Annotated in this window: 11 protein-coding genes and 1 riboswitch; of the genes, 7 read left to right on the forward strand and 4 right to left on the reverse strand. The window is 47.3% G+C overall.

The annotated features are described in order from the left end of the window. Positions 1-3: 3 nt before the first annotated feature. The 3 genes from AABA75_RS19515 to AABA75_RS19525 form a co-directional block, all read right to left on the reverse strand. The gene (locus AABA75_RS19515) at positions 4-1,443 is read right to left on the reverse strand and encodes an aldehyde dehydrogenase family protein (protein WP_338294407.1); all 1,440 of its coding nucleotides are present in this window, start codon (positions 1,441-1,443) and stop codon (positions 4-6) included. 9 nt (positions 1,444-1,452) lie between these two features. Next, positions 1,453-3,093, reverse strand: coding sequence for an acetolactate synthase large subunit (locus tag AABA75_RS19520; RefSeq protein WP_338294408.1), 1,641 nt, complete (start codon positions 3,091-3,093; stop codon positions 1,453-1,455). 275 nt (positions 3,094-3,368) lie between these two features. After that, entirely contained in the window at positions 3,369-5,387 is a 2,019-nt protein-coding gene (locus AABA75_RS19525; protein WP_338294409.1) for a beta-propeller domain-containing protein, read from the reverse strand. A 317-nt stretch (positions 5,388-5,704) separates the two neighbouring features. On the opposite strand from AABA75_RS19525, the gene AABA75_RS19530 reads away from it, so the two are divergent. The 4 genes from AABA75_RS19530 to AABA75_RS19545 are packed head-to-tail and all read left to right on the forward strand — an operon-like array spanning position 5,705 to position 8,857. After that, the gene (locus tag AABA75_RS19530; RefSeq protein WP_338294410.1) at positions 5,705-6,529 is read left to right on the forward strand and encodes a MipA/OmpV family protein; all 825 of its coding nucleotides are present in this window, start codon (positions 5,705-5,707) and stop codon (positions 6,527-6,529) included. A 46-nt stretch (positions 6,530-6,575) separates the two neighbouring features. Continuing rightward, on the forward strand, positions 6,576-6,911 hold the full coding sequence (locus AABA75_RS19535) for a DUF3019 domain-containing protein (protein ID WP_338294411.1): 336 nt from the start codon (positions 6,576-6,578) through the stop codon (positions 6,909-6,911). After that, positions 6,911-7,615, forward strand: coding sequence for a response regulator (locus AABA75_RS19540; protein ID WP_338294412.1), 705 nt, complete (start codon positions 6,911-6,913; stop codon positions 7,613-7,615). The genes AABA75_RS19535 and AABA75_RS19540 overlap by 1 nt, the downstream gene beginning before the upstream one ends. A gap of 18 nt (positions 7,616-7,633) precedes the next feature. Then, entirely contained in the window at positions 7,634-8,857 is a 1,224-nt protein-coding gene (locus tag AABA75_RS19545) for an ATP-binding protein (protein WP_338294413.1), read from the forward strand. On the opposite strand, the gene AABA75_RS19550 is transcribed toward AABA75_RS19545, so the two are convergent. Next, positions 8,854-9,225 (reverse strand): hypothetical protein, encoded by a 372-nt coding sequence (locus AABA75_RS19550; RefSeq protein ID WP_338294414.1) that lies wholly within the window; start codon positions 9,223-9,225, stop codon positions 8,854-8,856. The genes AABA75_RS19545 and AABA75_RS19550 overlap by 4 nt on opposite strands. A 279-nt stretch (positions 9,226-9,504) precedes the next feature. Between AABA75_RS19550 and ccoG the strand changes: the two genes are divergently transcribed. The 3 genes from ccoG (at position 9,505) to AABA75_RS19565 (ending at position 14,131) form a co-directional block, all read left to right on the forward strand. Next, positions 9,505-10,932 (forward strand): cytochrome c oxidase accessory protein CcoG, encoded by a 1,428-nt coding sequence (ccoG, locus tag AABA75_RS19555; RefSeq protein ID WP_338294892.1) that lies wholly within the window; start codon positions 9,505-9,507, stop codon positions 10,930-10,932. Positions 10,933-10,945: 13 nt separating this feature from the next. Beyond that, the gene (locus AABA75_RS19560) at positions 10,946-11,917 is read left to right on the forward strand and encodes a serine/threonine protein kinase (RefSeq protein WP_338294415.1); all 972 of its coding nucleotides are present in this window, start codon (positions 10,946-10,948) and stop codon (positions 11,915-11,917) included. A gap of 55 nt (positions 11,918-11,972) precedes the next feature. Next, positions 11,973-12,209, forward strand: a riboswitch (cobalamin riboswitch). A gap of 68 nt (positions 12,210-12,277) precedes the next feature. Beyond that, the gene (locus tag AABA75_RS19565) at positions 12,278-14,131 is read left to right on the forward strand and encodes a TonB-dependent receptor plug domain-containing protein (protein WP_338294416.1); all 1,854 of its coding nucleotides are present in this window, start codon (positions 12,278-12,280) and stop codon (positions 14,129-14,131) included. Positions 14,132-14,143 lie beyond the last annotated feature (12 nt).

Raw genomic sequence — 14,143 nt, forward strand, 5'->3', positions numbered from 1 at the left:
CATTTACTGTGGTGTACGGATCACCATCAGGCGTAGCTCGGTCATATCTTCCATGGCGAATTTAACGCCTTCTCGACCCAAACCTGACTCTTTCACGCCGCCGTAGGGCATGTTGTCTACACGCCAGCTGGGTACGTCTCCAATGACCACTCCGCCCACATCCAGGGTGTCCCAGGCTTTGTGGGCTTTATATAGATCGCGGGTAAAGATGCCTGCTTGTAAGCCAAACTGACTGTTATTCACTTCCTCTAGGGCCGCGTCAAAATCGTCAAAAGAACTAATGATAGACACAGGTCCAAAGGCTTCTTCGGCATTGATATTGGAATCACTGGCAGCGCCTTCAATAACGGTGGCCTGCAACATGGCACCATCCCGCTGACCACCACAGAGTACACTGGCGCCCGCCTCTTTGGCTTCGTTGATCCAGCCTTCCAAGCGCTTGGCTTCGGATTCAGAGATCATGGGACCAATAAAGGTATCTTCACTGAGCGGATCACCGTGTACCAAATTGCTGACTTTTTCTACGTAACGGGTTTTGAACTCATCATACAAAGAGCTGTGCACTATCACCCGCTGCACACTGATACAGCTTTGTCCTGACTGGTAATAGGCACCAAAAATAATGCGCTCAATGGCGTCATCCAGGTCGGCATCTTCATCCACCACACACGCGGCATTACCACCTAGTTCCAATACCACTGGCTTTTTGCCCGACTTGGCTTTTAACTCCCAGCCCACACCGGGTGACCCAGTAAAGCTGAGCAGTTTGAACCGATCATCAGTGGTAAACAGATCTGCACCATCTCGGCTGCAAGGCAAAATGGAGAATGCCCCTTCAGGTAGATCCGTTTCAGCCAGAATCTCACCGATAATAATGGCACCAATAGGCGTGCGGCTGGCGGGTTTGAGTACGAACGGACAACCCACCGCCAGAGCCGGGGCCACTTTGTGGGCCGTCAGGTTTAACGGAAAGTTAAAAGGTGAAATAAAAGAGCAAGGTCCGATAGGTACGGGCTTGTACATGCCTTGATAGCCTTTGGCCCGCGGCGTAATTTCCAGGTTCATTACATGGCCTTCCATGCGTACCGCTTCCTCCGCTGCAATACGGAAGGTGTCAATCAAACGAGTGACTTCGCCTCTGGCATCTTTAATGGGCTTGCCTGCTTCGATACAAAGGGCATAAGCCAGCTCTTCGAAGCGCTCCTGAAAACGCTTAACACAATGATTGAGAATATCCTGACGCTCATAAGGCGTCATTTTGCGCAAGGCTTCCTGACTGGCATCAGCGGCAGCGATTGCCTTATCGATCACCTCTGCATCGGCCAGTGCCACATACGTGGCGTCCTCACCTGTGTATTTGTTAGTCACGGCCAAATCTTTGTTGGCATAAACCGCTTTGTTGGCCAGATAGTAGGGATAGTGTTCTGCTAGTTGTTGGCTCACGGTGCCTCCTTAAATTTTGCTGCTCAATTCTTTGATGGTTTTATTCAATGTTTCGTCATTCAAGCTATAGTCCACCGGCACATCAATCAAATGCACTGCAGGTTCCGCCAGGCATTGTTTTAACTGGGGCAATAACTCTGCCGCCGATTCCACACGCCAGCCTTTACCGCCATAGCTTTCCACATATTTAACGAAATCGGGATTGCCGTAGTCCAAGCCAAAGTTCTCAAACTCCATATTGGCCTGTTTCCATTTGATCATGCCGTAGGCGTCGTCCCGCAGAATCAATACTACGATATGCAGATTCAAACGCACTGCGGTTTCCAGCTCCTGGGAGTTCATCATAAATCCGCCATCACCGCATACCGTAATCACCGGGCGATCCGGGTGCACCATCTTGGCCGCCATGGCAGAAGGCAGGCCCGCCCCCATAGTTGCCAACGCGTTATCCAGTAATAGCGTATTGGGGAAGGCCGCCGGATAATTGCGGGCAAACCAGATTTTATAAACGCCGTTATCTAAGGTGACAATGCCGTTTTTAGGCATGGCCTCACGCACATCTCGCACAAAACGCTCAGGTAAAATGGGGAAGCGGTCGTCATTTTCTGATTCACTGCGGTGCTGCACATAAGCGTCATGCACCTTATGGAAGAATTCAAAATCCCAGGAATCCTGACGACTTATCTGCTCTTTGATTTGCCAGATACTGTTGGCAATGTCGCCGGTAACCTCCAATTGTGGGAAGTACACAGGATCAACGGCGGCACTGGCAAAATTAACATGAATCACTTTGCTGCCACCGGGCTTCATAAAGAAAGGTGGTTTTTCAACTACATCGTGACCGACGTTGATGATCAGGTCCGCGGCATTGATGGCGCGGTGCACAAAATCACCGTCTGAGAGTGCAGTATTACCTAAGAACAGTTCACCGTGTTCATCCAATACGCCTTTACCCATCTGGGTGGTAATGTAAGGAATACCGGTTTTCTCAACAAATTCGGTTAACATCTTACTGGTGAGCTTGCGATTGGCACCCGCGCCAATAAGTAGCACCGGTGATTTTGCCGCCTCAATCATCTCCACCGCACGATTAATCGCTTTGTATTCGGCAATAGGGCGTCGAGAAACGCTGCCATTAATCAAAGGCATCAGGGTAATTTCTGCAGCGATATCCTCGGGTAATTCAATATGCACAGCCCCCGGACGCTCTTCACTGGCCAATCGATAAGCTTCGCGCACCACTGACGGAATACGGTCGCCGCTGACCACCTGGGTGGTATATTTGGTGATAGGACGCATCATGTCCACCACGTCTATTACCTGAAAGCGCCCTTGTTTACTGGTTTTAATAGGCTTTTGTCCGGTGATCACCATCATAGGCATAGCACCTAATTGAGCGTAAGCAGCTGGGGTTACCAGGTTAGTGGCACCGGGGCCTAAGGTAGATAAACAAACCCCAACTTTCCCGGTTAAGCGTCCATAGGTAGCGGCCATGAATCCGGCCCCTTGCTCATGTCGGGTGAGGATTAACTTGATGGAAGAGCCACGCAACGACTCCAATAAGTCCAGGTTTTCTTCACCGGGAATACCAAAAATATACTCCACCCCTTCGGCTTCGAGGGCTTTAACAAACAAGTCTGATGCTTTCATGTATTCTCCAAATACTGATTCAACCGTGTGAAACGAACTTTCGCACTTGAGTATAGTAGTCTGGTGATTAAATGACGGGTTTTAAAGTGATTAAAATGAATGGAACCATTCGTTTTTTTCGATGATATAGCGAAAGGGCATAATACAGCGGTTGGAGGCAACACGTCCTTGTGCTGTCTATATCCTTGGTAAGCGAAGCCTGCCGCAATTATGTTACAAACACATGAAGCATTGCACTAATCAATGCAGCTGCAGCTCATCCTTGAGCGCAAAGCTTAGTAAGGTCCATTGACCTCTGAATCAGCTTGCCAGAGGCTATGCCAAACCTGATTACCATGCACAAAGAAAACATTGTCGCCGTGGATCACGCTGCGGTCATCGGCACTCCAGGCATAGCTTTCCGGGTCATTTTCCACTTCCATACGATTAACCACCTGCATTTGGGCTGCACCGGCGGTGGCGTTTACATCCAACATCAATAAACTATTGTGAGGTTGCCAAAGCGTAGTTGTGGTTCCCTCTTCGGCATTTTCATCAGTAACTTCAGTTTCCAGCCAACTCTCCAAAGGTAAGGCAAATTGATACTGCTGCCCAGTTTTTAATACCGATAATGCACGGTAGTCATATTCCACTGGCGTGTAGGTGTCATCGAAAGAAACATTGGCAAGCTCAATGGGATTACTGGCATCGGATGCGTCAAACAAACTAACTTTTACACCCGTCGTAACAGGCAGCGTCTGCGGTGTATCACCAGTGCCGGGTAAATCCACTTCTTCCACCTCTTGCCCCACTCCTAGCAAATAGCCATTCTCCAACGGATGTAGATAGGATGAGAATCCGGGTATCTCCAACGCGCCTGCCACAAAAGGTGCGGTATTGTCGGCTAAGTCGATGACGTAAAGCGGATCAACTCGTTCGAAGGTGACTATGTAAGCGCGATCCTGTATGAATCGCACAGCAAAAATATCCTCGTTGGGTTTACCAATCGCTTCCGGCTGTTCATCGTTTGGCAGTTGCGCTACCAGCTGTAATGCACTGTCGCTTTGTTGCAATACGCTGAGCTTGTGCTCGGGGCCATTATCAGTCCACTGGCTGGTGACGATTCGCAAAAAGTTATCACTTTCACTCATACGCAATTGTGGGGTACCGTCCCTTCCCCATAAACCGCCGTCAACTTCGCCCGAGGCGGCATAAGCAAACTGAGATGCAACGTCAAATTTATGTAGCGACATTCCCTCTTGCACATGTGCCGCAAGATACAAACTATTGGTGGACATGTAACTGATATCTGCGTAGGTGCTCATGCAAATAGATTCAAACTGTTCCGGTTGTTCAATGTTAATACGCGTCACATGTAACAGATTGGCATAGCCATCAGCCTCGGTGGCCTCTTCCGGAATAAGACATTCTTCCGGCTGGCTTAGTTCTTGAGCGAGCTCATTGATCCGAATGTCAGGCATTAAATCCGCCATAGAAACAGTTTGCAAAAACTCGTAATTTGCGAGGCGCTGAGCGTCATCTTCTGGATAAGGATGTGGTAGCTCTACATAAGGGTTGTAGGAAGTCACCAGATAAATATGGTTATCGATTCGACGACTGGCTACCAGCCAACCATCCACTGAAATAGCAGCGACTTCGTTAGTCTCAGTCGGTGAGCTGGTATCATACAGATTTAGGTCAACTGAGTTGCTCCAGCCACCGTCAGGCGCAAAAAAGCTAGTACTGGCTATGTCCATCAGAGTCATGAATGGAAAACCACTAGACACCACAGACAATCGGTCTTCATATAAGTACATGCCATTGATATTGCTATTTTCTGACTCAACAGCAATATCATTCACTTCAGTTAAGCTAAAATCATCGTTGCGTTGCATCACCCGAACGCTAGCGGCTGGCATTTCCACGCCATTCCAGACGGGTTGTGTGGCGATGTACAAAATATTGCCGTCGTACTCGACGCGATCCGTTTCATCTACTCCTTCTTCTGCCGTGTTGGTTTGAGAAAAATTACTGCTACTAGCTGCATCGTTGAACTCCAGAGTGGGTGCGGCTGGAATACCACCATCTCGGTCAGTACCCGCTGAGCGACTATAAATACCATTCTTGAGATAACGTTCAAATTCGCCAGGCCCGGATAATACCAAACTACCTGAAATGGCTTGCGCGCCATTGATTTCGGGTAATTGTGGCGCTGGTGGCTCAGGCGGTGTAATGGGAGTGGTGGCAGTGTCTGAACCACCGCAAGCGGTTAACAGTGCGATGGCACATGAGAGAGATAAAGCACGTTTGATCATGGCTAACTCCTGAGACGATGATCCTGGTTGAATGTTTTTGATGAAAAAGTAAACCTTGTAATGGCAATTATATTAGGCTCACGGTTCACCAAAATCCGTTCCAAAATCTTAAGAAATGTGTTTATTTGTAATCGCCTGATGTGGCCTTGTCAGACCTTTGATAAGCTTAACCATATTGAAATAACCATCGAGTACCCATTGTCCCCATGCCAACAGGAATGCAACTGACCTATAAACAAACATGCAAAGCAACTCTTGCCCTTTGCTTGTTGTGTGTGTCAGCAATATCCAGCGCCCGGGAAGAGCAAGAACAGTGCATGGCATCTTATTGTCTCGAAAAAGGCCAATTAGAGATTGCCGTCGGTTTAGGTGCCGGGGTGCGCACCAATCCCCTCTATCAAACCGACAATACCCCGCTGGTGGTGATCCCCGACATCGCCTGGTACGGCGAAAACTGGTACCTGGACAATACAGAAATAGGCTACCAATGGATTCAGCAAGAAACGTTTGCAGCAGAAGGCTTTGTTACCCTGAACGGCGAATATGGATATTTCAGAAGCAGTCACTTTAGCAACTTTGTCTTAGATGGCAGCAGCATCTCAAGCGGTTTTGAAAGTGGTACGGCTCCGGGCCTTGCTCCGAATGACGAAGATGACAATCAACAAGATATTTTCCTCAACATACAGGTTTCTCCTGAAAACGTGGCAAAACGCAAACTCGGCATAGACGCCGGCATTCGATTACATTGGTACCAGGGTGACAATGAATGGACCTTAAGTGCTGCCCACGACATTAATGACGTTTATCAAGGTGGGTCACTCAGTGCTAACTATCGACGCTTTATGGAACTGGGGGAATGGCGCGTTATTGCCAACCTGCGTGCCACCTGGAAAAGCGCAGCGCTGTTAGATTATTATTATGGCATCGATGCTCGCGATACCTTCGATGCCACACTGCACTACACAGCAGGTTCTGCCTGGTTCACACAGGTGGGCTTATCAGCCAACCGAAAAATAACGGAGAACTGGCGCTGGTTATTACATATCAGTTATAACCATTTACCTTCCGCTATGTCGGATAGCCCGCTGGTAGATAAAAATTACACGATAACAACATTTGCAGGGGTTACTTATAGGTTCTAGGACCTGGCTGTTGAAGCCTTTATTGATTTGGTGCGGGATTACCATATTGCCAGCTACCGCCTCACCAGAAGAGTGGCAAATCGCTCCCTCGACTTGTTTTACTGACAAGCCGGGCGGGCTTTGTCGTCTCTCATTAAACATCAATTTGCCAAGGGACCTGATTAACACGCGACAAGAAGTATGTTTTGTACTAGGTGATACTCTGCTTAGATGTATACGCAGTGATTTGGGTCAGATTGAGTTCACCCTTGAACTAACCCAAAGCACCGAATTGCAAATACTGGTTGATGGTCAACTCAGCGCGCGTAAAATCCTGCAAGTGCAGAGTCTGACCCCTTCATCAAAACGGCGCCGAGTGCGCAACCCCTGGAGTTTTTTCTGATGCATAAAGCCATTCTTGTGGAAGATGATGAGAAGTTACGCAAACTAACTCAAGAGTTTCTGAACGCCAATGATATTCAAACTTTAGCGTTAGAAGACGGCTCAGATTTAGAAAAACAGATCGCCTTGTTTGAGCCAGAATTACTCATTCTCGACATCATGCTACCAGGTAAAGACGGTTTAACCCTGTGTCGCGAGATTCGCAGCCAATTTACGGGACCGATCCTGTTCATGAGCGCCAAAGGCGACAACGTTGATCAGGTCATAGGCTTGGAACTGGGAGCTGATGATTATATTGTTAAGCCGGTTGAACCCCGATTATTACTGGCAAGAGTTCATGCGCTATTAAGACGAGTAAATCCGATACAAACCAGTAGCAAAGAGAGCAATGAAGACCTGCTGCGCTTTGGACAGCTGACAATCGATAAGAAATCCAGACAAACCAGCCTCAAGGGAGAGACAGTGCAACTCACCAGTCACGAGTTTGATATGCTGTGGCTGTTGGCAAAAAACGCTTCTAAGGTAGTGGATAGAGACACCCTCTACACGGAAATTATTGGCCGCGAATACGATGGCGTAGACCGCTCTGCCGATGTGCGCATTTCTCGCCTGAGAAAAAAGTTACACGACGATGCCAAGGCGCCTTTCCGTATCAAAACCATCTGGGGCAAAGGCTTCTTTTTTGTCTCTGATGCCTGGGATTAGCGAGCTTTTGGGGCATTCGTGTTACGCATATTCATCAGTTTCTATCTATTTATCGTACTAGCACTGGTTGGCCTTACATCACTGTTAGATACGCTGATGTTGGAAAATACCAGCGAAAACAAGCAAATCGAGTCCCTCGCCCAGAGCTTGCGCTTTGTACAACAAGATACTGATATCGCCGAACTGAACGACAGTGCTCACCTCTCTGCTCAGAAGATACCAAGTTCGTCTTTGGCATTGGCCCCTTCACAGGAAATTCAATTCCAACAGCAAGGGTATATTATTTCATACGAAACTGACGATACCCCGAATATCTATACGCAATTGCCAGATGGTCATTATTTACAGGTAAAGATGGCAGAAAACGATCGCCCCATCGGCGTCATTTTCTGGTATCGCATTGCCTTTTTTACGCTCCTGGCATTGCTTGTAGCACTGTGGACCTGGCCTTTGTGGCGAGATATCAAGAAACTGGAAAAAGCGGCTCGCTCAGTACAAACCGATGGCAGTATTGAATCGGTGAATTTAAGCCCATCCTCTAACCTCAATGTTATCTCCCAAGCGTTAGATAATCTCAGTCAGCAAGTGCGAAACCTGTTAAACAATCAACGGGAACTTACCAGTGCGGTTGCCCATGAATTCCGCACCCCTCTGGCGCGCCTCAAATTCTCAATGGCCACACTACCGGATTCCACATTGCAAACAGACATGCAAGAAGATCTCAATGAACTGGATCGATTAACCCAGGAAATGTTGGAGTTTTCCCAATCGGAACATCATACACCGGAGCTTTCAGTCGCCGAGATCCCGGTAAAGGAGATGACACAGGCCCTCATCGCCGGACTACCTAAACAACACACCGAAAAAATTAGCATCAACAACCTTTGCCAGGAACACACCTTAATAGCCGACGGCCACTTTGTGGAAAGAGCCTTGCTCAACCTGATAAACAACGCCCTAAAGTACGCTGAACAACGCATTCAAGTCAGCAGTGAAGTCACCCAAAGCGGTCTATTGTTAGTGGTGGAAGATGATGGACCGGGGATTCCACAAGATTTAAGAAGTAAGATATTTGATGCCTTCTACCGTCCCGATCAAAGCCGTACCCGGGATAAGGGTGGTGCGGGCCTTGGCTTGGCTACGGTGAAAAAGATCCAGCAATGGCACGGTGGTGTTGTTTGGGTGGGAGACAGTGAGCTGGGGGGAGCGCGTTTTGTGCTCAGTTACCCCTATCAGGGTTAACTATTTTTTGCCGGAAACAACACCCGACTGCTCACAAATTCAGCGCAAACAATTTTTAAGGTTTCACCGTAGACGTACGGGTTTTTATCGTCACCTTTACAATAATCTGCACTAAACTTGCGCATCCGCTCTTTGTCATTCGTCAATTGATTGAGATAAGTTTGTTGTTGCTCTGACAACTTTGCCACATAAGGCTGCAAGTTATCTCGTAGTTCTGAGAGTTGTTCACGCTCGCTGTAGTTTGCAACAGATTCAAACCAGCCTGAAACCTCGCCCTGTACGTCGCCCAACACATATTGTGCGAACGAGGTTTGCAATATTGCAAACAGGAAAGCGATTTCAATTAAGATAATAAATGCACGTTTCATTGCGTTAAATCAAGGTCCGATGTCAGTTTAAATTTTACTCTATATCGGCAAGCTTGCCAGTATTGATGAGTATGTAATTCGATAACCATTTCTCATAATCAGCAAATGAGTAAGCCGTTTTATATTAATTTGACGATTTAATCCGGAAATAATTCCATGCCAGCCACCATGAACAAATGTGAACCTGATATACTAGAGCAGAGAACGCAACACAAATCGCAGCAACACACTATGAGTGAAGAGCAAAACAGCGCCGCAAATGACAACGCAGATAAAGCGGTGCAACAGCAAATCCCTATCAAAGACATCACACCAATTAAAATTCACAAACCCGATGCCGACAAGCGTGGAGATCATTATACCCCTCGCAGTCATGTCTACGTGCGTCAGGTAAAGGGGGCGTTGGAAACCTTCAGGCGCTTTTTTGGTGGTTTTTTTATTTTGCTTTTCGCGGGTTTGCCGTGGCTGCAGTTCGGTGGTCATCAGGCCATCCTGTTTGACCTCGAAGCACAACGCTTTCACGTATTTGGTATGACCTTGTGGCCTCAGGATCTCACCTTGCTGGCCTGGATCTTTATTATCGCCGCGTTTGCGCTATTTGTTGTCACTACCTTTGCCGGTCGTGTTTGGTGTGGGTTCATGTGTCCACAAACCACCTGGACCTATATGTACATCTGGTTCGAACACAAAATTGAAGGCCCTCGTAATAAACGTATTAAGCTCGATGAACGGGCGATGGACTTTGACAAATTTTGGCGAAAAACCCTGAAACACCTGTGCTGGTTGATGGTGGCGTTGCTTACATCCCTTACCTTTGTGGGTTACTTTGTGCCAATCGATGCGCTGTTTGCCGATTTCTTTACCTTAGAAACGGGCTTTTGGGTGACCTTTTGGGTGCTGTTTTTTACTTTCTGTACTTATGGTAACGCAGGCTGGATGCGGGAAATTATGTGCACCCATATTTGTCCTTATGCGCGTTTTCAATCGGCCATGTTTGACGCTGATACCTTTACCGTAGCTTACGATGCAACGCGAGGTGAAAAGCGCGGCCCTCGCGGTCGTAAAATGACCCAGGAAAAACTACAAGAAAAAGGTCTGGGTGATTGTATTGATTGCAATCTCTGTGTTCAGGTTTGTCCTACAGGTATCGATATCCGCAATGGTCTGCAATATGAATGTATCAATTGCGGAGCCTGCGTCGATGCTTGTAATGGTGTAATGGAAAAGATGGGCTATAAAAAGAATCTCATCAGCTTTACCAGCGAGCATCGTCTGCAAGGCAAGTACACCAAAATTCTGCGTCCTAAGCTCGTTGGATACGTGGTGGTATTAACCGTTATGGTGGCCTTGTTAGCGCTTGAGATCTTCACTCGTGTCCCTCTGGAAGTCGATATCATCAGAGATAGAAACGCCCTTTACCGGGAAACTTATGACGGTTTAATTGAGAATGTCTACACCTTAAAGATTCTCAATAAGTCGCAGCAGGATTTCAGTTATACTGTGGCCATCGAGGGTTTACCAGAACACAAATTCATCGGCGAGAGTGAGTTTACTGTCAGGGGCAGCGAAATATTCACCTTACCCATCAGTGTCGCGATTGACCCGTACCTGCTGGAAGACAGAGTTACGGATATTCGCATTAAAGTGGTCGCTCAGGAAAACCCTGAGATTAAAGTGAGTGAGCCCAGTAAATTCCTGTACCGATAAAACAAGGAAAAGCGTGTCACAATTTAATTTTTCTGGTTTAACACCGGATCTGATTCTGGATGCCGTTGAAACCACCGGCATCTACCCGGTTTCCGGATTACTGGCATTAAACAGCTACGAAAATCGAGTTTATCAATTTTTGGCCGAAGACAATCTTCGCTATGTGGTGAAATTTTATCGTCCGCAGCGTTGGAGCGATGCCCAAATTCAGGAGGAACACGACTTCACCCATGAATTGCTGGAGCACGAAGTCCCGGTTTGTGCTCCCATCAAATTCGAAGGAAACAGCCTGTTAAGCCACCAGGAATTTCGCTTTGCGGTATTTCCCTCAGTGGGAGGGCGTCAGTTCGAAGTGGATAATCTCGACCAATTAGAGTGGATGGGGCGCTTTATCGGTCGCATTCATCAAGTGGCTGCAGGCAAAGCATTCAAGCATCGCCCGGCGCTGGATATCCACAGTCACTTGCTGGAACCTAAGCAACAACTCTCAGCCAGTGAACTGATCCCGGAATCTTTGCACAAAGCCTTTTTCACTATTTTGGATGTCTTACAGGACAAAGTAACCGAATGCTACTTCGATGCTACAAACATCCGACTACACGGCGATTGTCACCCCGGCAATATCTTATGGCGAGATGGGCCAACATTTGTAGATATGGATGATTGTCGCAGTGGTCCCGCCATTCAGGATCTGTGGATGATGCTCAGTGGCGACCGACAGAACCAGTTACTGCAATTGGATACGCTGGTGTGCGCCTATGAAGAATTTGCCGAGTTTGATACGGCTCAGTTAAAGCTGATTGAACCACTGCGGGCCATGCGCCTGGTGCACTACATGGCCTGGCTGGATAAACGCTGGCGAGACCCTGCATTCCCACAGGCTTTTCCCTGGTTTGGTAGTGAAAAATACTGGGAACAACAAATACTCACCCTTAAAGAACAAGTGGCGGCATTGGATGAGCCAGCATTAAAGCTCAATCCGTAGCCCTCAATTTATTCTTGTTTGCTATTAAAAAATTACTTTTTCAAAATTTTAAGTATAATCCTTCAGCTTCAGGTGCTTGCTGTGAAAACCTTCGCAGCGAGTTAAACGGGAACCAAGTGCCGTTCTTTTTCAGAACCAGTCTTGGGCTGCCCCCGCAACGGTAATTAAGCAGGAAAGAAACTCGAGTTTCTTACCGGATTTTATCTCGCGCCACTGTCTTGACGGGAAGGCGATAAAGTCTGCCACAGAGCTGTTTAAAAGCCCGGATACCGGCCTGTCTGGTTCCTTCACACTGAATCATATCAGTAGTGCAAGGGTTGAGTTACCGCATTCGGGTGGAATGCTAAACGAGAACACACAATGAAAAAAACCTATCTAACACTTTGCTGTGCAGCTCTGCTCAGCAGTCAGGCTACCTTTGCCGAAGAAAACACCGACAACAGTCTGGAAAAAATTACCGTCGTCTCTGCCGGTATCGAACAGAATATAAATGAACTCAGTGCCAGCGTTGCGGTGTTAAACGAAGAAGACCTTATTGGCCGTTACCAGCTTTCCGTTGCAGATACCTTGCGCACAGTTGCAGGGATACATGTATCCAACTCTGGCGGCTTGGGTAAAAATACTGTATTGCGGGTGCGCGGTGAAGAGAGTTTCAGAACCCGTTTATACGTGGACGGAGTAGAACTCACCGACCCAACAGCACCGCAGCTTACGCCAGTATTGGATGATTTATTGCTGAACAATGTGTCCCGTATTGAACTGTTAAAAGGACCACAGGGTTTAATCTACGGTGCCGATGCCGGCGGTGTGGTAAGGGTTACAACGCAGGAAACCGGTGAAGGACTTAGCGGCAATATTGCTGCCGAATTCGCTGGATTCGGTACCCAGCAATACAGTGCCTCTCTCAATCTGGGCAATAAGACTTCCGGCATAATGTTAAACGTTTCTGATTTAAGCAGCGATGGTATCAATGCCCAATCGACAGATGTTTCTGGTGAAACCGATGGCTATGACAACACCACGCTGCACCTGAAAGGCCAACATCAGTTTAATGAACAACTCGGTCTGCAATTGGTTATTCGCAGTACTGAAGGTGAAACCCAATACGATGGTTGCTTTGACAATACCACTTTTGCGCCTATCAACAACTGTGTTACTGAATCGGAACAAACCAGTGCCAGACTGGCTTTGCAGTATCGCACCGAAGCCATGCAGCACAGCCTGGGCTATGCCATTACCGATGTTGAAAAAGACTTTATCAATAACGGGGAGTTCGGTTTTGGCAATGAGGGGGAAATTCGTCGTCTAGATTATCAAGGCTGGTACCAATTGGGTGCAGATACGATCTCATTTGGCGTAGACTTTAAAGCAGAAGAAGACGTTCTGAACAGTACCGACAGGGATAATAAGGGTTACTTTGTGGAATGGCTCAGCGAGCGTTTTGATAATATTAACCTGAATCTCGGTGTGCGTTACGACGACAACGATACCTTTGGTAGCTTTACCTCCTGGCGCGGTGGCATCAATTATCTACTACCTCTGCAAAACCAACAATCTTTGCGCTTCAAAGCCACCTGGGGAACCGGCTTTCGTGCCCCCGGATTATTTGAACAGGCATACAATGATGGTCCTTTCGCTTATGGTGATGCCGCTGGCTTACAACTCAAAGAAGAAACCAGTCAAGGTTATGACTTAGGGTTGATCCACAAAGTCTCTGCAAACACTTGGTGGAGTTTGACCTGGTTTGAACAGCAAATAGAAGATGAAATTCTGTTTGATGCGGTTGCATTTCAGGGCTATTTGCAAACCAGTGGAAAGAGCGATTCCCAGGGCATTGAGTTTGAAACTGAATCAACCTTATCCAACGGTGATAAAATCTGGTTCAACTATACCTATATGGATAGTGAAGATCAGGCGGGCAATCAGCGCTTAAGACGCCCAGAGCAATTGGCTAATTTGGGTTATCAACAAGAATTCAATGACGGCCAAACTCGCTGGTCGTTGTATGCGCATCTGGAAAAAGGGGCGGTTGATATCGGCAATATGCCACTTAGCAATTTTGTTACAGTAAATGGCAATATCGTCTGGGATTTAACTGCAACGCTGACGGCACAAGCCTACATTAACAACCTGTTCGACAGGGAATACACAGAAGTGCAGGGCTTCAATACTCAAGGACGCCACCTTGGAGTTAAGCTGGCATTAAGCTTCTAAATTGAATAATCC

It is taken from the genome of Planctobacterium marinum (assembly GCF_036322805.1).
Taxonomy (GTDB): domain Bacteria; phylum Pseudomonadota; class Gammaproteobacteria; order Enterobacterales; family Alteromonadaceae; genus Planctobacterium; species Planctobacterium marinum_A.